The organism is Streptomyces sp. NPDC026417 (assembly GCF_055567695.1).
Genome location: NZ_JBVHPY010000014.1, coordinates 218,845 through 237,305, shown reverse-complemented (window position 1 = coordinate 237,305; position 18,461 = coordinate 218,845). Strand labels below are relative to the sequence as shown.

General features: G+C 73.0%; 16 protein-coding genes. 4 read left to right on the top strand and 12 right to left on the bottom strand.

Annotated features, from left to right (window positions below; translation table 11 throughout):
• Nucleotides 1-25: 25 nt before the first annotated feature.
• The 3 genes from glgC to ACZ4NT_RS22945 all read right to left on the bottom strand — a co-directional run bounded on the left by glgC (nucleotide 26) and on the right by ACZ4NT_RS22945 (nucleotide 3,285).
• The gene (gene glgC / locus ACZ4NT_RS22955; protein ID WP_121407336.1) at nucleotides 26-1,246 is read right to left on the bottom strand and encodes a glucose-1-phosphate adenylyltransferase; all 1,221 of its coding nucleotides are present in this window, start codon (nucleotides 1,244-1,246) and stop codon (nucleotides 26-28) included.
• An 81-nt stretch (nucleotides 1,247-1,327) separates the two neighbouring features.
• Nucleotides 1,328-2,479, bottom strand: a complete 1,152-nt coding sequence (glgA, locus tag ACZ4NT_RS22950) for a glycogen synthase (RefSeq protein WP_467727260.1) — start codon at nucleotides 2,477-2,479, stop codon at nucleotides 1,328-1,330.
• Nucleotides 2,480-2,517: 38 nt separating this feature from the next.
• Nucleotides 2,518-3,285: a (2Fe-2S)-binding protein gene (locus ACZ4NT_RS22945; RefSeq protein ID WP_467727258.1), complete on the bottom strand. Its 768-nt coding sequence runs from the start codon at nucleotides 3,283-3,285 to the stop codon at nucleotides 2,518-2,520.
• Between the two features lie 228 nt (nucleotides 3,286-3,513).
• On the opposite strand from ACZ4NT_RS22945, the gene ACZ4NT_RS22940 reads away from it, so the two are divergent.
• On the top strand, nucleotides 3,514-4,857 hold the full coding sequence (locus ACZ4NT_RS22940) for a DMT family transporter (protein WP_121407335.1): 1,344 nt from the start codon (nucleotides 3,514-3,516) through the stop codon (nucleotides 4,855-4,857).
• Here the strand turns inward: ACZ4NT_RS22940 and ACZ4NT_RS22935 are convergent.
• Complete coding sequence (locus ACZ4NT_RS22935) at nucleotides 4,847-6,016, bottom strand: transglycosylase family protein (protein WP_121407590.1); 1,170 nt, start codon at nucleotides 6,014-6,016, stop codon at nucleotides 4,847-4,849. The two genes, ACZ4NT_RS22940 and ACZ4NT_RS22935, sit on opposite strands and share 11 nt — an antisense overlap.
• 277 nt (nucleotides 6,017-6,293) lie before the next feature.
• Here ACZ4NT_RS22935 and gndA point away from each other — a divergent pair, with 277 nt between their 5' ends.
• Nucleotides 6,294-7,733: an NADP-dependent phosphogluconate dehydrogenase gene (gene gndA, locus ACZ4NT_RS22930; RefSeq protein WP_121407334.1), complete on the top strand. Its 1,440-nt coding sequence runs from the start codon at nucleotides 6,294-6,296 to the stop codon at nucleotides 7,731-7,733.
• Nucleotides 7,734-8,401: 668 nt separating this feature from the next.
• Here gndA and ACZ4NT_RS22925 read toward each other — a convergent pair.
• The 7 genes from ACZ4NT_RS22925 to ACZ4NT_RS22895 all read right to left on the bottom strand — a co-directional run bounded on the left by ACZ4NT_RS22925 (nucleotide 8,402) and on the right by ACZ4NT_RS22895 (nucleotide 13,702).
• Complete coding sequence (locus ACZ4NT_RS22925; protein WP_467727254.1) at nucleotides 8,402-9,052, bottom strand: aspartate/glutamate racemase family protein; 651 nt, start codon at nucleotides 9,050-9,052, stop codon at nucleotides 8,402-8,404.
• Nucleotides 9,052-9,396: a GNAT family N-acetyltransferase gene (locus ACZ4NT_RS22920; RefSeq protein ID WP_121407331.1), complete on the bottom strand. Its 345-nt coding sequence runs from the start codon at nucleotides 9,394-9,396 to the stop codon at nucleotides 9,052-9,054. The genes ACZ4NT_RS22925 and ACZ4NT_RS22920 overlap by 1 nt, the downstream gene beginning before the upstream one ends.
• 47 nt (nucleotides 9,397-9,443) lie before the next feature.
• The gene (panD, locus tag ACZ4NT_RS22915) at nucleotides 9,444-9,863 is read right to left on the bottom strand and encodes an aspartate 1-decarboxylase (protein WP_467727251.1); all 420 of its coding nucleotides are present in this window, start codon (nucleotides 9,861-9,863) and stop codon (nucleotides 9,444-9,446) included.
• Nucleotides 9,864-10,138: 275 nt separating this feature from the next.
• The gene (locus ACZ4NT_RS22910; RefSeq protein ID WP_121407329.1) at nucleotides 10,139-10,702 is read right to left on the bottom strand and encodes a type 1 glutamine amidotransferase domain-containing protein; all 564 of its coding nucleotides are present in this window, start codon (nucleotides 10,700-10,702) and stop codon (nucleotides 10,139-10,141) included.
• 173 nt (nucleotides 10,703-10,875) lie between these two features.
• Nucleotides 10,876-11,325 carry a DUF1931 family protein gene (locus ACZ4NT_RS22905; protein WP_121407328.1) on the bottom strand — a complete coding sequence of 150 codons (450 nt, stop codon included), beginning with the start codon at nucleotides 11,323-11,325 and terminating at the stop codon, nucleotides 10,876-10,878.
• Between the two features lie 236 nt (nucleotides 11,326-11,561).
• Nucleotides 11,562-12,407: an aldo/keto reductase gene (locus ACZ4NT_RS22900; protein ID WP_121407327.1), complete on the bottom strand. Its 846-nt coding sequence runs from the start codon at nucleotides 12,405-12,407 to the stop codon at nucleotides 11,562-11,564.
• Nucleotides 12,408-12,514: 107 nt separating this feature from the next.
• Nucleotides 12,515-13,702: an MFS transporter gene (locus ACZ4NT_RS22895; protein WP_467727248.1), complete on the bottom strand. Its 1,188-nt coding sequence runs from the start codon at nucleotides 13,700-13,702 to the stop codon at nucleotides 12,515-12,517.
• A 266-nt stretch (nucleotides 13,703-13,968) separates the two neighbouring features.
• Here ACZ4NT_RS22895 and ACZ4NT_RS22890 point away from each other — a divergent pair, with 266 nt between their 5' ends.
• Entirely contained in the window at nucleotides 13,969-14,859 is an 891-nt protein-coding gene (locus tag ACZ4NT_RS22890; RefSeq protein ID WP_467727246.1) for a LysR family transcriptional regulator, read from the top strand.
• 367 nt (nucleotides 14,860-15,226) lie between these two features.
• On the opposite strand, the gene ACZ4NT_RS22885 is transcribed toward ACZ4NT_RS22890, so the two are convergent.
• A complete protein-coding gene (locus tag ACZ4NT_RS22885) occupies nucleotides 15,227-17,158 on the bottom strand; it encodes an ABC transporter ATP-binding protein (RefSeq protein ID WP_467727283.1) in 1,932 nt (643 codons plus the stop codon).
• Between the two features lie 240 nt (nucleotides 17,159-17,398).
• Here ACZ4NT_RS22885 and ACZ4NT_RS22880 point away from each other — a divergent pair, with 240 nt between their 5' ends.
• Nucleotides 17,399-18,361, top strand: a complete 963-nt coding sequence (locus ACZ4NT_RS22880; RefSeq protein ID WP_467727244.1) for a lysylphosphatidylglycerol synthase transmembrane domain-containing protein — start codon at nucleotides 17,399-17,401, stop codon at nucleotides 18,359-18,361.
• Nucleotides 18,362-18,461: the final 100 nt, after the last annotated feature.

The window sequence follows — 18,461 nt, the reverse complement described above, 5'->3', positions numbered from 1 at the left end:
GCACCCGCCGCCCGCTCCGGCAGCCCTACGGCACCCGCTGCCCCTTCCCCAGACCGATCACCCCGCCCTTGGAGACCGTGTAGAGCGCCGCGTCGCGCTCGGGGTTGACCCCTATCGTCGCTCCGGGCGGCACCTCGACGTTCTTGTCGAGGACCGCGCCGCGCACCACCGCGCCCCGCCCGATGTGGACGTTGTCGTGCAGGACCGAGCCCTGCACGACGGCGCCCGGGTCGACGACCACACCCGGCGAGAGCACGGACCGGGTGACCTGGCCGCGGATGAGGCAGCCCGCGCTGATGATCGACTCACTGGCCATGCCGCCGGCGTTGAACCGCGCCGGGGACAGCTGCCCGGAGTGGGTGTAGATGGGCCAGCTGCGGTTGTAGAGGTTGAAGGCGGGGCGCTCCGCGATGAGGTCCATGTGGGCGTCGTAGTAGGCGTCGAGGGTTCCCACGTCACGCCAGTACCCCTGGTCCCGCGTGGTCTCGCCGGGGACGTGGTTCTCGCTGAAGTCGTAGAGCTGCGCCTCGCCGCGTTCGGTGAGCATGGGGAGAATGGAACCGCCCATGTCGTGCACCGAGTTCTCGTCCTCGGCGTCCCGGTGGAGCGCCTCGATCAGGGCCTTGGTGGTGAAGATGTAGTTGCCCATGGAGGCGAAGACGCACTCGGGATCGTCGGGGAGGCCGGGCGGGTCGGCGGGCTTCTCCAGGAAGCCCTGGACGGTCTGCCCGTCCGAGCCGGGGCTGATGATCCCGAACGCCGAGGACTCCGCGCGCGGCACCCGGATGCCCGCCACGGTCACTCCGGCGCCGCCCTCGATGTGCTGCGCCAGCATCTGCCGCGGGTCCATGCGGTACACGTGGTCGGCGCCGAACACCGCTATGTAGTCCGGCTGTTCGTCGTGGACCAGGTTGAGGGACTGCAGGATCGCGTCGGCGCTGCCGAGGTACCAGCGCGGGCCGAGCCGCTGCTGCGCCGGGACGGGCGTGACGTAGTTGCCGAGGAGGCTCGACATCCGCCAGGTCGTCGTCACGTGCCGGTCCAGCGAGTGCGACTTGTACTGCGTCAGGACGCAGATGCGCAGGATGTCGGCGTTGACCAGGTTGGAGAGCACGAAGTCGACGAGGCGATACGTTCCGCCGAAGGTCACCGCGGGTTTCGCCCGGTCCGCGGTGAGGGGCATGAGTCTCTTGCCCTCGCCGCCCGCCAGAACGATTCCCAGCACCGAAGGTCCACCGCGCCGCATACCGCCGCCCCTCTACGCCCGGTCGGGCCGCGCCCCTGTCGCTGAGCCGGCTCCGGTTTCTCGACTACGCCTGTCTCACGGCTACCCCGGTTTGCGGACTTCCTCGTACAACTGGACGGTTCGGCGGGCCACCGCGTCCCAGCCGAACTCCCTTACGGCACGCTCCCGTCCGGCCTCGCCCATCCGCCGGGCGGTCTCCGGATCGGCGAGCACCGTGCCCAGGGCGCGTGCGAGCTGCGCCTCGAAGTCGCCCTCGACCGGCACGAGCAGGCCCGTCCGGCCGTCGTCGACGACCTCGGGGATGCCGCCGACCCGGGAGGCCACCACGGCCGTGCCGCAGGCCATCGCCTCCAGGTTGACGATGCCGAGGGGCTCGTACACCGATGGGCACACGAACACGGCCGCGTGCGTGAGGAGTTGGACGACATCGGGGCGCGGCAGCATCTGCGGGATCCAGTGCACTCCCTCGCGGACGCTGCTCAGGTCCCGGAAGAGCGCGCGGAACTCCCGGTCGATCTCCGGGGTGTCGGGAGCGCCCGCGCAGAGCACCACCTGGACGGCCGGGTCGATGTCCCGTACCGCACGCAGGAGATGGGGCACGCCCTTCTGGCGCGTGATGCGGCCGACGAACAGGACGTACGGGCGGTCCGGGTCGAGGCCGACCCGGGCCAGGACGTCGGTGCCGTGGTCGGGCCGGTAGAGCGAGGTGTCGATGCCGTTGTGCACGACGCGGACCCGGGCCGGGTCCAGGGCGGGATAGCAGCCGAGGATGTCCTCGCGCATGGCCCCGGACACGGCGATCACGGCGTCCGCCGACTCGACGGCGGTGCGCTCCGCCCAGCTGGACAGGGTGTAACCGCCGCCCAGTTGCTCGGCCTTCCAGGGGCGCAGCGGTTCCAGGGAGTGGGCGGTCATCACGTGCGGGATGCCGTACAGCAGCTTGCCGAGGTGACCGGCGAGGTTGGCGTACCAGGTGTGCGAGTGGACGAGGTCGCGGCCTTCGAGCGCGGCGGCGACGGCCAGGTCCACGGAGAACGTGCGCAGGGCGTCGTTGGCGCCGTCCAGCGCGGACCAGGGCCGGTGGCGTACGACTCCGCCCGCGGCGCCCTCGCCCCAGCAGTGCACGTCCAGGTCCACGAGGGACCTCAACTCGCGGGCCAGGAACTCGACATGCACCCCCGCGCCGCCGTACACGTCGGGCGGATACTCCCGCGTCAGCAGTCCCACACGCACACAGAACCCCCTGTCGAAACGGCCGGATTCCTTCATGGTCACCCAGATGCGGCCCCCGGGGAAGAGCGCGGTGTCCGAGAACCGCCCCTCGCCGGCCCCGGCGGGCGGTCGAGGCAGCAGTCGCCGCACAGGCCTCCGCCGGGCAGCCGGTAGTAGAGGCAGCAGGTGCGGCGGCGGAGCGTGGCCGGGTCCAGCGTCCACGACAGGTCGGGGTGGGCGAGGAGCGGCTCCGCGAGGGCGCGGGCGCGCCGCGCCACCTCGGGGCGGCCGTTCACCCGGGCCCACCGGTCGAGCTGCCGCACGGCACCGGCCAGCGCGGCGCCCGCGTTGCCCCACAGCAGGCGGCCGGAGATCGTGTACCGGGCCCGCAGCGCGGCCGCCAGCGGCCCCAGGTGGCCGTCGTGGACGACCCGGCCGACCTCCCTCGCGGGGAGCCAGCGCACCTCGGACAGCCACAGCTCCTCGGGCGCGCTGCCGTCCGGGTCCCAGTGCAGGAGCCGTGCGTCGAGGTCGGGTGTGCGGCCGTACAGCGCGGCGGCGCCTAGGGCGACGGACCAGAGCCGGGCCGCGAGCGCCTGGTGCGCCACGGACACCGCGATCCGCGGCTCCGGTGCCCCCAGACTTTTCGCAACTTTTCGGACACGGAAAATTACCGGATCCCCGTAAACATCCGACTCGTCGGCCGGCGCCGGCTGCGCGTACGCGCGCGCGAGGGTCGGCAGCGCCCGGCCCGGCGCTACGCCGGCGCGTAGTACGGAGAAGCCGCCGAGGGCGTCGAGTGCGGCGAGGTCGCGGTCGGTGTCCACGAAGAGCAGTAGTACCAAGCCCCTTAGGGGGTGACACCCCCGGGTCGGCGTGCGGTGTCACCCACCCTGGGGAGGACGGGGCCCCCGCTCTACTCCATCGGCAGTAGGACTCAATGCCTGCTCAAGTACGACGACATGAACTGTTTCGCGAGGCATCGTTGTAACCATGGAAGCCGACCGTTCGTCGCGCCGGGCACAGCGCCCACGCCGCACGCAGAGGAGGGACTCGTGAACGCCCTCTCGCTGTCCGTGCTGCTCTCGCTCGTCTCCGCCGTCGCCTACGCCGGCGGGGCGATCGTCCAGGAGCAGGTCGCGGTGACGTCGCCGGACCAGACGTACGCGCCGCTGCGCAGGCTCGGCTGGTGGGCCGCCGTCGCGCTGAACGGTCTCGGCGGGCTGCTGCACGTGGTGGCGCTGGCCTACGGTCCGCTGAGCCTGGTGCAGCCCCTCGGCGCGCTGACGATCGTGTTCGCGCTTCCCATGGCCGCCCTCTTCGTCGGCCGCCGGGCCGGATCCACCGCCTGGCGCGGCGCGATCATGGCGACCGTCGGGCTCGCGGGCCTGCTGTCGCTGGTCGGCACGGCCGACGCGCAGTCCCTGGGCAGCGCCCAGCGCATCGTGCTGGCGCTGGTGACGGGCGGCGCGGTGGTCGCGCTGATGGCGGCGGCCCGGGCCGCGCACCGCCACCCGGCGGTGCGCAGCGTGCTGCTCGCGGTGGCGGCCGGTCTCGCCTTCGGTATCTCGTCGGTCTTCACGAAGACGGTCGCCGTGGACTGGACCGGCGGCGTCTCCCTCGCGGACCTGCCGTCCCTGGGCGTCATCGCGGTCCTGGCCACGGCCGGCATGCTGCTGTCGCAGGCCTCCTACCGGGGCGGCGGCCTCGCGGCGCCGCTGGCCACGCTGACGGTGGTCAACCCGGTCGTGGCGGCGGCCGTGGGCATCACGATGTTCGGCGAGACCTTCCGCCACGGCACCACGGGCACGGTTCTCGCGCTCGGCTGCGGCGTCGTCGCCGCGGGCGGCCTGATCCTGCTCACCACGGAGCGGCTGGGCGGCGCACGCCGCACGGATCCGCAGCAGGCTCCGTCGGCGGCGCCCGCTCCCGTCCCCGCCACGACCGCTGCGGCCCGCGCTCCGCGGGCCGGGACGGACCCGGCCGGCGCGCCGCACGCGGTCGTCCCGGAGACCTTCGCCGGACCCGTCGTCCTCGTCGGAACCGACGGAGCGGCCGCACCGGACGGGGCGGCCGGGCGGGACCGGTTCGCCGCCTCGGACGGGTTCACGGCATCGGACGGGCTCCCCGGGGCGGACGGGCTGGTCGCGTCCGAGGTCATCGAGGAACTGCTGGCCCGGCTGCCCGACCAGCCCGTGACCACGGTGCCGCCCGACGTCTTCCCCGCCGTGACCGTGCCCGAGGACGTCCTCCTGCCGGTCCCGGTGCCCGCCCCCGAGGGCGCGCACGAGGACCGGGAGCCGGCCGACGAGGTGCAGGGCTACTACAGCCCCTTCTACGGCGGGCCGTATGTGCCGCTGGCGCGCCGCAACCACCGGCGCACCCGCGTCAGATCCTGACGCCGCCTGCGCGCAGGTAGGCGACCGGATCGACGTCACTGCCGAAGCCGGGCCCCGTCCGCACCTCGAAGTGCAGGTGGGGTCCTGTGCTGTTGCCCGTGGAGCCGGAGCGCCCTATGCGCTGCCCGACCGCCACGTTCTGCCCCGCGCGCACCGAGATCGCCGACAGATGGGCGTACTGGCTGTAGCGGCCGTCGGAGTGCCGGATGACCACCTGGTACCCGTAGGAGCCGCCCCAGCCGGCGCTGACCACGTGCCCGGCTCCGACCGCCTTGACCGAGGTCCCGGTGGCCACCGGGAAGTCGACGCCCGTGTGGTACCCCTTCGACCAGGACGAACCGGCGGCGCGGTACGGCGTTCCGGTCGAGGCCGTCACCGGGGCGACGAGAGTGTGGGTCTTGGGCGCCGTGTCCGAGGAGGCCTTCTGCGGGGCGGTCTTCGCCGGCTTCTTCGTCGCGGGCTTCGCCGCCGGCTTCCCGGCCGGCGCCCGCGTGTCGGCCGGGTGCGCCGGGGCCTTGGCGTGCAGGTTCAGCCGCTGGCCCGGGACGATCAGGTCGGGGTCGGCGCCCACGGTGGCACGGTTGGCCGCGTACAGCTGCTGCCAACCTCCCTGCACCCGCCGCGAGTCGGCGATGCCGGAGAGCGTGTCGCCCCGGACGACCGTGTACATCTCGGCCGTACCCGCCTGCGACTGGGGAGTGGTCTGGGGGCGTACGTCCTTGACGGTGCGCTTGGACGTCCGCGCCGGGGTGTCCGCGGTGTCGAGGTCGGGGGTGGCACCGCCGCGGGTCAGACCGGCCCGGACGGAGCACACCGGCCAGGCACCCGGGCCCTGGCTCCTCAGCACCTTCTCCGCGACGGCGATCTGCTGGTCCTTGGTGGCCAGGTCCGCGCGCCGGGCGTAGAGCTTGCCGCCGTACGCCTCCCAGGTGGACTGACTGAACTGCAGTCCCCCGTAATAGCCGTTGCCGGTGTTGATGCTCCAGTTGTTCGTGGACTCGCAGGCCGCGACCTTGTTCCAGGTCCCCACGTCGGCCGCGTCCGCGACGCCGGCGCCGATGAGCGGGATCGCCATGCCGGCGCCACCCGCGGTGACCGTGAGCGAGGCCCGGTTGATCCTGTTCGGCTGGTACCGGCGATGCCGGCCGCGCACGGCCATGATGAAGCCCCCCTCGACACCTGTCAGGAGCGGCAAAAGTAAGCGGCTCCAACCGGCCGGGACAAGGCGGCAATCGGCCGTGCTGTTTCCCTTTCAAGAGTTGCTCAGGTCAGCGGCGGGCGATGTGGCCGAAACCCGATGCCGCGTGGCGGTGCCCGCCGATGAGGCACCGATGGGTTCTTCTGCGTACACACCCTCGGCGAGTCAGGATGGCCGGGGGGCAATACTGACGAGCACGACCGGCATCAGCGATAACAGGACCTCTCAGGAGTCACCTATGAGCACTTCAGCGCAGATCGGCGTCACGGGTCTCGCGGTCATGGGCCGCAACCTCGCCCGCAACTTCGCCCGCAACGGCTTCGCGGTCGCCGTGCACAACCGGACCGCCTCGAAGACACATGCCCTGGTGGAGGAGTTCGGGCACGAGGGCGAGTTCGTGGCGGCCGAGACCGCGAAGGAGTTCGTGGCGGCCCTGGAGCGTCCGCGCCGACTGGTGATCATGGTCAAGGCCGGTGACCCGACCGATGCGGTGATCCAGGAGTTCGCACCGCTCCTGGAGCCCGGAGACATGATCATCGACGGCGGCAACGCCCACTTCGCGGACACCCGCCGCCGGGAGCGCGAGCTGCGCGAGCAGGGCATCCACTTCGTCGGTACGGGCATCTCCGGCGGCGAGGAGGGCGCGCTGCACGGACCGAGCATCATGCCGGGCGGCTCCAAGGAGTCGTACGAGTCGCTGGGCCCCATGCTGGAGAAGATCTCCGCGAAGGCCTCGGACGGCTCGCCCTGCGTGACGCACTGCGGCCCCGACGGCGCCGGGCACTTCGTGAAGATGGTCCACAACGGCATCGAGTACGCCGACATGCAGCTGATCGGCGAGGCCTACCAGCTGCTGCGCGACGTGGCCGGGTACTCGCCCGCGCAGATCGCGGAGATCTTCCGCACCTGGAACACCGGCCGACTCGACTCGTACCTGATCGAGATCACCGCCGAGGTCCTCTCCCACGTGGACGAGGCGACGGGCGAGCCGTTCGTGGACATCGTGCAGGACCGGGCCGAGCAGAAGGGCACCGGCCGCTGGACCGTGCAGATCGCCCTGGACCTCGGCGTCCCGGTGTCCGGCATCGCCGAGGCGGTCTTCGCCCGCTCGCTGTCCGGGCACGCCGACCTCAGGGCCGCCTCGCGCGACCTGGCGGGCCCGAAGGCCGCCAAGCTCGGGGAGGGCGAGGCCGCCGCCTTCGCGGACCGCGTCGAACAGGCGCTCTACGCCTCGAAGATCGTGTCGTACACCCAGGGCTTCCACGAGATCAGCGCGGGCAGCGCGGAGTACGACTGGGACATCGACCTCGGTGCGGTGGCCTCCATCTGGCGGGGCGGCTGCATCATCCGCGCCGCCTTCCTGGACCGCATCCGCGCGGCGTACGACGCCCGGGCGGACCTGCCGAGCCTGCTGTCCGACGAGACGTTCGCGCAGGAGATCGCCGCCGCGCAGGACAACTGGCGCGAGGTGCTCGTCGCCGCGACCCTCCAGGGCGTGCCCACGCCCGGCTTCGCGGCGGCCCTCGCCTACTACGACGCGCTGCGCGCCGAGCGCCTGCCGGCGGCGCTCACCCAGGGGCAGCGTGACTTCTTCGGCGCGCACACCTACCGGCGCACGGACCGGGAGGGCTCGTTCCACACGCTGTGGGGCGGGGACCGGTCGGAGGTCGAGGCGTAGGACGCCCGCGCGGTGGGCCGGTGGCCCGGTGCGGAGGAGCGAAACGCCTCCGCACCGGGCCACCGGCCGTGCAGAATCGCCGCGTCACGCCCGCCGGGACAGGGGTCCCGGCTGCGGGTCGGGCTCCGGAACGGGGTCGGGCCCCGGCGGCTTCGGGACCGGCGACGGCGAGGGCGGCTCCGGAGCGGGCCCCGGACCCGGACCCGGGCCCGGCGGCGGGGTCGGGTTCGGCGGAGCCGGGTCGGGGAACGGCTGCGGATCGGGGGCCGGTCCCGGCGTGGGACTCGGCGGTACGGGAGTGGGGAACGGCTCGGTCATGGTGTCCTCCAGCCAGTCGGTACGTCGGCCCTGGACTTTTCCCACGCCTACCCGAGCCCGGCGCCCCCAGTCACCCCGTCGCACCACGGAAGACGACCAGGTGGGTCCAACCGGGGCATCGGGGCGTGCGGCTCCGGGTGACGGGGGCCGCGTGCGGACGGGACGGTTGGCGTGGGTGCGGGCGGGCCGGGGCCCGGCAGAGCGCGCTCTGCCGGCGCTCCTTGTCAGCGCGGATACGACTCCGGTACGGCTCAAGGCCGTCTCACCGGGCAACGTCCCGGTCAGCCTCGGCACGCCTGCATGAGGATGGCCGTACGACTGCCGGTCGTCCCGTCCGGCCCGCGTGCTCGTCAGCCCCGGCGTAGTACCGCGTCCGCTCCCGCCGCGAGTCCCGGACCGGGGCTCGACAGCACCGGCACGGTCGTCCTGGTCAGGTGCCGGGCGGGCGCCATGGAGGCCTGGGCGAGGACGATCGCGTCGGCGTCGGTGACCGCGTCGGCCACGTCCGCGACGGCACGGGCGCAGCCCTGGGTGTCGCCCGCCTCGAAGAGCGCGAACGCGCCGTCGACCAGGACCGTACGGACATCGGCCGGACGGCCGTCCCGCCGTGCCTCCTCCTCGACCAGGGCGACCGTCGACGCCAGGGTGCTCTCCACCGTGGCGAGGACGACGACGCGCGGGCCCGCGGCCACCGCGGCGGCGGCCATCGGCCGGTCCACCCGCAGTACCGGCACCGCGGCATCGGCCGCCTCGGCGACGCCGCCGATGGTCGAGCAGGTGCAGAGCACGGCGCCCGCTCCCTCCGCGACGGCACGGTCGAGGGCCGCCCGCACGTCGCCCGCCACCGCGTCGGGGCCCTCGGCGCGGGCACGGGAGAGAAGGTCCTCGGCGACGAGGTGCCGCAGTCCGAGGCCCGGGTGAGCCTCGTCGCGCAGCGCGTCGAAGACGGGGATGTGCGCGGGCGAGGTGTGCAGCAGGGCGAGCGTGCCCGTTTCCGGCATCAGAAGCGGCCCGGGTGGGCGTCCAGCCAGTCCTTCGCGGCCTGTACGAGTTCGGGCGCGGCGGCCGGGGCCTCGTCGGGGTGACGGGCCGCCCACTTGACGACGTACGGGCAGAGCGGTGCGACCGCCACGCCCTCGCGCCCGGCGATGCCGTACAGCTCGCGGGCGAGCGAGCTGCCGATGCCCTGTCCCTCGTGGGCGGGTTCCACGATGGTGTGCACCGGCACGAGGGCGCGCTCGGGGGCGTCGAGGACGAAGTACTCGATGTGGCCGACCACGTCGTCCCCGGCGAAGGCCTCCAGGCGGCCGGCGTCCCGGTCGTCGCGGATCTCGATGTCGCTCATGTGCACACTCCTCGGGCTGGGGGCGGGCCGGGACGACGGAGGACGGCTCAGGCCGGGACGGCCTGCGGGCTGCGCTTCTGGTCCGAGCCCGGTACCGGCTCGGACGGGTCGGCCCCCAGGGCGACGATCCGGTTGTCGCGGTCCACGTGCACCACCCGGGGCTCGAGCGTCCGCGCCTCGGCGTCGGTCACCTGAGCGTAACTGATGATGATCACCAGATCGCCGGGGTGCACGAGATGGGCGGCGGCCCCGTTGATCCCGACGACCCCCGAGCCGCGCTCCCCCTCGATGACGTAGGTCTCCAGGCGGGCACCGTTGGTGATGTCGACGATGTGCACGAGCTCACCGGGCAGCAGATCGGCGGCGTCGAGCAGATCGGCGTCGATGGTCACCGATCCCACGTAGTGCAGGTCGGCCTGGGTGACGGTGGCGCGGTGGATCTTGGACTTGAACATGGTGCGGAACATGGCGAAGCTCCCGGTTTGTCAGCTCCCTGCCTGCCTTTGCAGGTCAAGGGCGGTCTCCGGAGCGTACAACGGTTCGCATGCCCGGTCAGCTGTCCCCAGGTGTTCCGGGGCTCACACCGACCCGTCGGCGGTGGTCCCGCCGCCTGCCGCTGCACCGCACGGGGCAGCCTCTTCGCGCGCGCTCTCGCCGGACCCACTGATCCGGACTGCTCGGCGGGGGCCGGCGGCGTTCGGCCTTGGCTGCGCCCACCGCCGCCAAGCAGTCCGGCGCCAAGTCAGCCGGGTATGGGGTGGTGAGCCCGGGCGAACTGCTCCACGACGGCGGCGCAGAAGGCGGGCAGGTCGGCCGGGCCGCGGCTGGTGACCAGTTGGCCGTCGACGACCACCTCCTCGTCGGCGACCTCCGCGCCGGCGTTGCGCAGGTCGGTGCGGATGCTGGGCCAGGACGTCAGGCGGCGGCCTCGCACGGCGTCGGCTTCCGCCAGGGTCCAGGGGCCGTGGCAGATCGACGCGACCGGTTTCCCGCCGGCCATGAAGTCCTTGACGAACCGCACCGCGTCGCGGTCCATGCGCAATTGGTCGGGGTTCATGGTGCCGCCGGGCAGGAGCAGGGCGTGGTAGTCGTCGACGGAGGCGTCGGCGACCAGCCGGTCCACGGGGAAGGTTCCGGCCGGGTTGAGGTCGAACTGGCGGGCCTGGATCTCGCCGGGGTGGAGCGAGACGATCTCGGTCTCCGCCCCTGCGCCCTGCAGCGCACCGCGCGGCTGGTCCAGTTCCACGCGCTCGACGCCGTCGGTGGCCAGAATCGCCACCCTCATCCCCTGGAGTTCCCGTGTCATGGTCGGGCTCCCTTCACGAGTCGCTGGTCGTGCGATGCGAGCGGCTCCGTGGATCACCACGGTGTCGCCGGGTCGAACGCGGGCGAGCCCGGTGGCGTACCGGCCGGGCCGGATGTCGGAGAGCCTCGCGCAGTCGGTCCGCCGCTCCGGGCGACACGCACGGGGTGCGACTGCTACAGCAGCCGGTCGAACACCGCAGTCACGCCCTCCCACTGGCTGGTCTGCGGGTTCTTTTCATCCGGATACACGATCTTGAACGTCTCGGCGAGGGCGACGCTGAGACCGCCGATGATCTCGGGGTAGCGCTGTTCGGTCTCCTCGGTGGGGGCCCGGTCGAGGGCCGGGTGCGCGGCGAGCTGTTCCAGGATCGGCTTCAGCTCGACCTCCTCGTCGAGCCGACGGAACCGGTGGATGCTCTCCTGGAGGCCCTTGGTGATCGGTAGGTCCCACGGTTCGACGGTGTCCCGGCCGTTGGCCTTGGCCGACGCCTGGCCGACGACCAGGAGGTCGTAGAGCTTGGCGTCGACGAAGTCGCCGTACCGCTTCAGGTCGTTCTTGTCCACGTCGAGGCCCGCGGCGGCGCGGAAGAACCTCTCGAACTTCGACACACCCATCACGGTCATGCCTCTCGCCTCCTCATCGGGAACCGGACGTCGTCGTTCGCTTCTGCCCGTGCCGCGATCGGCTGTTACCCGGTCGAGATTCGCAGAGCCCCCTGCTGAGCGCCTCCCCACCCCAGGCCGAAAAAGGGCTCCCCCTCTTCCCCTGGCAGAGCAGCATGGGTGCGCAGACATCCCGGAGCGGCGTCCGCACGCCCGGCGCCGGCGACGCGCGAGAAGCACGCCGTCCTGCGATGCCTTCAGAGCATCTCCAGGGGCGTGGGCCCGCCGGGCGGCGGGAACGCCTCGTCAAGGGCGTCGAGCGCCTCGGCGGGGAGGTGGAGGTCCGCCGCGCCGCGGTTCTCCCGGACGTGGTCGGGCGATCCGGAACGCGGGATCGCCGCCACCCCCTGTGCCAGCACCCAGGCGAGCGCCACCTGGGTCGGCGTGGCGTCGAGGGCCCGGGCCACGGCGCCCAGGGCCTCGACCTTCAGCAGCCGCCCCTGCTCGATCGGGGAGTAGGCCATGGCCGTCACGCCGGCCTCGCGGCACCAGGGGAGCAGATCCCACTCGATGCCGCGCCGGGAGAGGTTGTACAGCACCTGGTCGACGGCCACGGCGTCGCCGCCGGGGATCGCGGTGAGCTCGACCATGTCGGCGACGTCCAGATTGCTCACCCCCCAGTGCCGGATCTTCTCCGCCTCCATCAGGTCGGTGAATCCCGCGAGGGTCTCCTCGAGTGGCCACCGTCCGCGCCAGTGCAGCAGGTACAGGTCCAGCTGTTCCGCACGGAGCCGCCGCAAGCTGCGCTCGCAGGCGGCGACGGTACCCTTCCGGTCGGCGTGGCCGGGCAGGACCTTGCTGACGAGGAAGACCTCTTCCCGGCGTCCCCGAAGGGCCTCTCCGACGAGCTCCTCGGCTGCGCCGTCGCCGTACATCTCCGCCGTGTCGACGACGGTCATGCCCAGGTCCACGCCCAGCCGCAGCGCGGCGATCTCCTGTTCACGCCGGGCCGGGTCCTCGCCGAGATACCAGGTGCCCTGCCCGAGCGCCGAGATCTCCTCTCCGGAGGGGAGTGCGATCGTTCTGGCCGATTCCGCAGACATCTCGTGCCTCCCGTCGGCCGCGGAGCCGAGTCACGCGGACCCGCGCCGAGTACCCAGGTCCGCGCCGCCCAGACAGGACAACCGGGGTCGCATGCGTCGCAGGGAGTTCAGGAGGAGCGAGCTGACCGCGCCGAGCGCGCGCCGGGAACCGGTGCGCGGTCGCGCAGCGCGACGACGACCGACATGACGGCGCCGCAGGAGAGGACCGCCGCGAAGCCGATCATCGCGGTCTGCACGGCGAAATGCCGCAGGGCGATGCTGAACAGCACGGAGGGCAGGCCCATGCCGAGGTAGGCGACGACGAAGAACACGGCGAGGACCCCCGCGCGTGAGGCGGGCTCGGCCACTGAGACGGCACGTTCGACGCCTCCCTTGAACAGCAGCCCGGAGCCGGCTCCCGACAGGGCCACGGCGACCAGGTAGAGCCAGAGCACCGGGTGGTGGAGCGCGACGGCGCACAGGAGCAGGCCGACCGGGAAGACCACCGCCCCCACGGTCAGGACCCGGGGCAGCGGGAGGCGTCCCAGCACCAGCTGGGCGGCCGCCGCGGAACCGAACATGAGGAAGGCCGCCAGGCCGACCACGAGGTGCGAGTCGGTGTGCAGGGTGCCGTGGAGCACGCTGGCCCCGAGCGAGGAGATCAGGCCGAGGATCGCGAAGGCGAAGGCGCCCAGCGCGCCGGCCGCGCCGAAGGTCCGCCGGCCGCCGGGGCGCAGGGCGAACCTGCGGGGCGGTTCGGCCGCGGGCAGCTCAAGGTCCACGGTCTCCGGGGTGCACAGCACTAGCACCAGGCACACTGCCATGGCGAGCGTGAAGATCGCCTGGGTGGTGATCAAGGGCGTGGGGAGCCATTCGGCGGCGGCTCCGGCGACCAGGGGCCCCGAGGCCAGTCCGCCGAGGTTGGCGGCGGTGGCCACGATGCCGGGCAGCACCGAACCCGTCCGTTCCGGACGGGCCTCGTGGTGGAGGTCGTGCAGGTACGTCGTCGCGGTCGAGGCCATCAGCCCCAGTCCGACACCGTTCAGGACCCTGCCCGTGATCAGTCCCGGCAGGTCGCGCCACACGATCAGTACGACCGAGGCGATGATGCCGATCAGCAGCGCCGGGACGATGATGCGCCGCCGCCCGAGCCGGTCCGACAGGTGTCCCAGCCCGAGGAAGGCGACCGCCGCGCCCACGACCATCGAGGCGTACGCCACCGTGACCGTGGTCGCCCCGAAGTGGTCCCGGGCCTCGTACAGCGGCCACAGCGGGGTGGGCGCGGTACCGAAGGCCATCAGCACGGTGAAGGCCACCGCCACGAGCCAGAACCCGGTCGCGTGCGAGGCACGGCGCCGGGCGGGCGCACGGGGCGGCAGGCAGGCGGGAGCGGGTGCGGGGACCCGGTGGGTCGGGTCGCCGGAAGCCTCGGCTGTGGGACGGCACAACGGCGTCGGAACGGCAGGCAGGGGTACCCCTCCTCAAGTGGAAGTGAACGGCGCCTTCCATTGTCCTCACCAGCCAGAATCAGTGCCAACGAATGCTTTTGCTGGGCTTGAGCAGCATGAGTGATACTTCTCGGGTGGAGCTACGTCAGCTGGAGCACTTCATCACGGTCGCCGAGGAGCTGAGTTTCACCCGCGCCGCCCGTCGGCTGCACGTGGTGCAGTCCGGGGTGTCCGCCGCGATCCGTTCCCTGGAGCGCGACCTCGGCTGCGCGCTGTTCGAGCGCACGTCGCAGCAGGTTCGGCTCACCGGGGCCGGCGCGGCGCTGCTGCCGGAGGCTCGGGCCACTCTGCACGCGGCGCAGGCGGCCCAGGACGCCGTGCGCTCCGCGCAGGGCACGCTTCTCGGCACGGTGAACGTCGGTGCCATGGCCTCGGTGGAGGTGGTGGACCTGCCCGCACTCCTCGGGCAGCTGCACGCGCGGCATCCCGCGATCGACGTCCGGCTGCGGCTGGCGACGACCGGCTCGGCGGGGCTGGCGCACGCACTGCTCAGCGGGGACCTGGACGTGGCCTTCCTGTCGCTGCCCGAGCACAAGCCCGCCGGGATCGACGCACGGGAGCTGGCCACCGTGCCGCTCGTCCTGGTGGTGAGCACCGACCACCCGCTCGCGCAGCGGCAGGACGTGGCACTCGCGGACCTCGCGGCAGAGCCCTTCGTGGACTTCCCGCCGGGCTACGGCAACCGCGAGGTGGTCGACCGGGCATTCGCGGCGGCGGGCGTCGTACGCCGGGTGGCACTGGAAGTGCCCGACATCGACATGGGGGCGGCCCTGGTCCGGCACGGTCTGGGCATCGCCTTCCTGCCCGCGTTCGCCGTCGACCGCACCCCCGGCCTGCACGTCCTGGACGTCCGGGGCACCGTGCTCCGCTGGAGCATGCATCTCGGCACGTCGTCGACCAGGCGGCCCGGCTCGGCCCTGCGGGCGCTGCTCGACCTCGTCGACCTTCACGTCATCGCCCTGTGACGTCCCGGCCTGCCGAACTCCGAGGGCGCCCGGCAGGTCGGGACGCCACGGGACGCCGGCCCGGGTCCCCGGCGACGCTGCGGCGGCGCGGTAGCGCAGATGACGGCTCCCGGTGCCGCGACCCGGGTCCGTGAGCGGACCAGAGGGGCACTCGCCCTTTCCTCGAACGCGTCACCCGGCTCCTCGGCCGCCCGCTCCCCGCCCGCCGGCCCCGTTCCGGTGACGACCGGGGCACGGCCCGCGAGGTCCTCGACCAGCCTCCGCGCCCCGGTGCGCGGCGAGGACGACGGCGCGACGACCGTGCCGACGCCCCGCGGGTGACCGGCCAGCCCGAGTCCGACGACGCCATCGCCGGTTTCCGGGAGGCTCACGCCACCGCCGTCTCCGTCGCGTCCTCGGGGACCCTCTCCGAGGTCTCGGTCCCGGCGTCCCGCGCGCTTCCCGTCCCGGGCGCGAACTGGGTCCGGTACAGCTCGGCGTACCGGCCCCCCGCCGCCAGCAGTTCGTCGTGCGTCCCGCGCTCCACGATCCGGCCGGCCTCGACGACGAGGATGGCGTCGGCGGCACGCACGGTCGACAGGCGGTGCGCGATCACCACGGCGGTCCGTCCCTCCAGCGCCTCGGTCAGCGCCTCCTGGACGGCAGCCTCCGAGGTGTTGTCCAGGTGGGCGGTGGCCTCGTCGAGGATGACGACGCGCTGGCGGGCGAGCAGCAGCCGGGCGATGGTCATCCGCTGGCGCTCACCGCCGGACAGCCGGTAGCCGCGCTCGCCGACCACCGTGTCGAGGCCGTCGGGCAGGGACCGCACGAGGTCCTCCAGGCGGGCGCGGCGCAGGACGTCCCACAGGTCGTCCTCGGTGGCGGAGGGGCGGGCGAGCAGCAGGTTGGCCCGCACCGAGTCGTGGAAGAGGTGCCCGTCCTGGGTGACCATGCCGAGGGTCTCGCGCATCGACTCGGCGCTCAGGTCGCGCACGTCGACGCCGCCGATCCGGACGGTGCCCTCGTCGGTGTCGTACAGCCGCGGAAGCAGCTGGGCGATGGTGGACTTTCCGGCTCCGGACGACCCGACGAGTGCCACCGTCTGGCCGGGTTCGGCGCGGAAGGAGACGCCGTGCAGGACCTCGGCGCCGCCGCGGGTGTCGAGGGCCGCGACCTCCTCCAGCGAGGCGAGGGAGACCTTGTCGGCCGAGGGGTAGGCGAAGCGGACGTTCTCGAATTCCACGGGCACGGGGCCGGCCGGGACGTCCCGGGCGTCCGGCTTCTCCTCGATGAGGGGCCGCAGGTCGAGGACCTCGAAGACACGCTCGAAGCTGACCAGGGCGCTCATGACCTCCACACGCGCCCCGGCGAGCGAGGTGAGCGGCGCGTAGAGGCGGGTCAGCAGCAGGGCCAGGGAGACGACGGCGCCCGGTTCCAGGCTGCCGCGCAGGGCGAACCAGCCGCCGAGTCCGTACACGAGGGCGAGGGCCAGGGCGGAGACGAGGGTCAGCGCGGTGATGAACGCGGACTGCGCCATCGCCGTCCGCACGCCGATGTCCCGCACCCGCCGGGCCCGCACCGCGAACTCCGCGGACTCGTCCCCGGGCCGGCCGAAGAGTTTGACGAGGGTGGCGCCGGGCGCCGAGAAGCGCTCCGTCATCCGGGTGCCCATCGCGGCGTTGAGGTCGGCCGCCTCCCGCTGGAGTCCGGCCATCCGGCGGCCCATGCGGCGGGCGGGGATCACGAACACCGGGAGCAGCACCAGCGCGAGCAGGGTGATCTGCCAGGACAGGGTGAGCATCACGGCGAGCGTGAGCAGCAGCGTCACAACGTTGCCGACGACACCGGACAGGGTGTTGCTGAAGGCCCGCTGGGCACCGATCACGTCGTTGTTGAGCCGACTGACCAGCGCGCCCGTACGGGTACGTGTGAAGAACGCGACCGGCATGCGCTGCACATGATCGAAGACAGCCGTCCGCAGATCGAGGATGAGGCTCTCCCCCAGCGTCGACGACAGCCAGCGGCCGAGGATCCCGAACCCGGCCTCGGCCACCGCGATGACCGCGATGAGGACGGCGAGGCGCACCACCGTGCTCTCGTCGCCGCCGGACACGATGACGTCCACGACGTGTCCCGCGAGCACCGGCGTGGCCACGGCGAGCAGGGCGCTCACGACGCTGAGCAGCACGAAGTAGGCGATGTGGCGGCGGTGCGGGCGCGCGAAGTCCCTGATCCGGCGCAGGGTCGCACGGGAGAAGGGGTGACGCTTTTGCTGCGCGTTCATGACGCTGTGCAGCTGTGTCCAGGCTGTGGTCTCCATGCTCATGGGAGAGACGTTAGGACCTCAAGCAACCTTGAGGTCAACGCTTCGCGGGTTCCGCTCCCGTCCGGGACGGCATGTGCCCACCTCTCCCGCACGCCGGCTGCCCGCCCGGCCGCCCCTCGGACGGCTCGCGGCGGGGCGACGGGAGCCGCTTCCTCCGCCCCTTGCCCCGCGTGTCAGCCGGCGTCCTCGCGCCCGCAACCCCACGTTGGTGCGGTGTGGAAAACCTCTCCGGATGTGACGGCCGTACCCCTTCCCCCCTCCCTTCCCCGCCGCCTGCCGGTCCGCAGGGTCCTGTGCCTGCTCCCGCTCGCCCTGGTGCTGTGGGCCGCGCTGCGCCACCGCTCGGTCCTCCAGGAAGGCTTCGGGCATCTGCGCGGCGCCGCGTGGCCGTGGCTGGCGGCGGCCGCGGGGGCGACATGCCTCACTTGGGTGGCCGCGGCCCTCACCCGTCAGGGAGCCGTCGTCCAGCGGCTGCCCGCGCGCCGGCTGCTGGCCGCGCAGTTCGCGGCCGGCGCGGCCAACCATCTGCTCCCCACCGGGCTCGGCGCGGGCGCGGTCAACCTCCGTTTCATGACGGTGTGCGGTGTGCCGCCGGCCCGTGCGACGGCGGCACTCGCGCTGTATCTGCTGGCCGAGTCGGTGACCCGGGTCGGCCTCCTGGTCGCGCTGCTCCTCGTGTTCCCGGACGCCCTGCGCCCGGGAACGCTCGTGCCGTCGGGTGCGGCCGGCCCGCTGCTCCTCGCCGTGGCCGCGGCCCTCTGCGCCCTCGTCGCGGTGGTGTTCCTGGTCCCGCGACTGCGCTCGGCGGTGGGGGCCTTCCTGCGGACCGCGCTCGGGGAAGCGCGCTCGGTCCACGTACGTCCGGCCCGGGTGTGCGCGCTGTGGGGCGGCTCTCTGGCGTTCCCGGTGCTCCAGGCGGCCGGACTGGCGGCGGTGGGGCAGGCGTTGGGCCTGCCGGTGCCGCCGGCGCACATGGCGGTCGCGTATCTGGCGGCCACGGTCGCCGTCGCGCTGGTACCGGTACCGGGCGGCATCGGTTCCGTAGAGGCCGCGCTGATCGTCACGCTCGTGGCCGCGGGCAGTCCGGCGGCCCTGGCGACGGCCGCGGTCCTCGGGTACCGGATCATCACCGTCTGGCTGCCGCTGCTGCCGGGCGCGCTGACGCTGGGGGCCCTGGTGCGGTTCAAGGTCATCTGAGCACGGGCCGGAGGTCGCGCGGATACGCCTCCCGTAACCCGCGGCCGGACCCGGGAGTAGTCTGCGGGGCCTCTGGGGTGCGGGCACGGACGGAAGAGGG

Coding starts and splice junctions, on each gene's coding strand:
- ACZ4NT_RS22920 (WP_121407331.1), bottom strand. CDS start 9,396: ATGAGCGACATCGAGATCCGCGACGACCGGGACGCCGGCCGCCTGGAG.
- ACZ4NT_RS22910 (WP_121407329.1), bottom strand. CDS start 10,702: ATGACACGGGAACTCCAGGGGATGAGGGTGGCGATTCTGGCCACCGAC.
- glgC (WP_121407336.1), bottom strand. CDS start 1,246: ATGCGGCGCGGTGGACCTTCGGTGCTGGGAATCGTTCTGGCGGGCGGC.
- ACZ4NT_RS22885 (WP_467727283.1), bottom strand. CDS start 17,158: ATGGAGACCACAGCCTGGACACAGCTGCACAGCGTCATGAACGCGCAG.
- ACZ4NT_RS22905 (WP_121407328.1), bottom strand. CDS start 11,325: ATGACCGTGATGGGTGTGTCGAAGTTCGAGAGGTTCTTCCGCGCCGCC.
- ACZ4NT_RS22900 (WP_121407327.1), bottom strand. CDS start 12,407: ATGTCTGCGGAATCGGCCAGAACGATCGCACTCCCCTCCGGAGAGGAG.
- panD (WP_467727251.1), bottom strand. CDS start 9,863: ATGTTCCGCACCATGTTCAAGTCCAAGATCCACCGCGCCACCGTCACC.
- ACZ4NT_RS22935 (WP_121407590.1), bottom strand. CDS start 6,016: ATGGCCGTGCGCGGCCGGCATCGCCGGTACCAGCCGAACAGGATCAAC.
- gndA (WP_121407334.1), top strand. CDS start 6,294: ATGAGCACTTCAGCGCAGATCGGCGTCACGGGTCTCGCGGTCATGGGC.
- ACZ4NT_RS22925 (WP_467727254.1), bottom strand. CDS start 9,052: ATGCCGGAAACGGGCACGCTCGCCCTGCTGCACACCTCGCCCGCGCAC.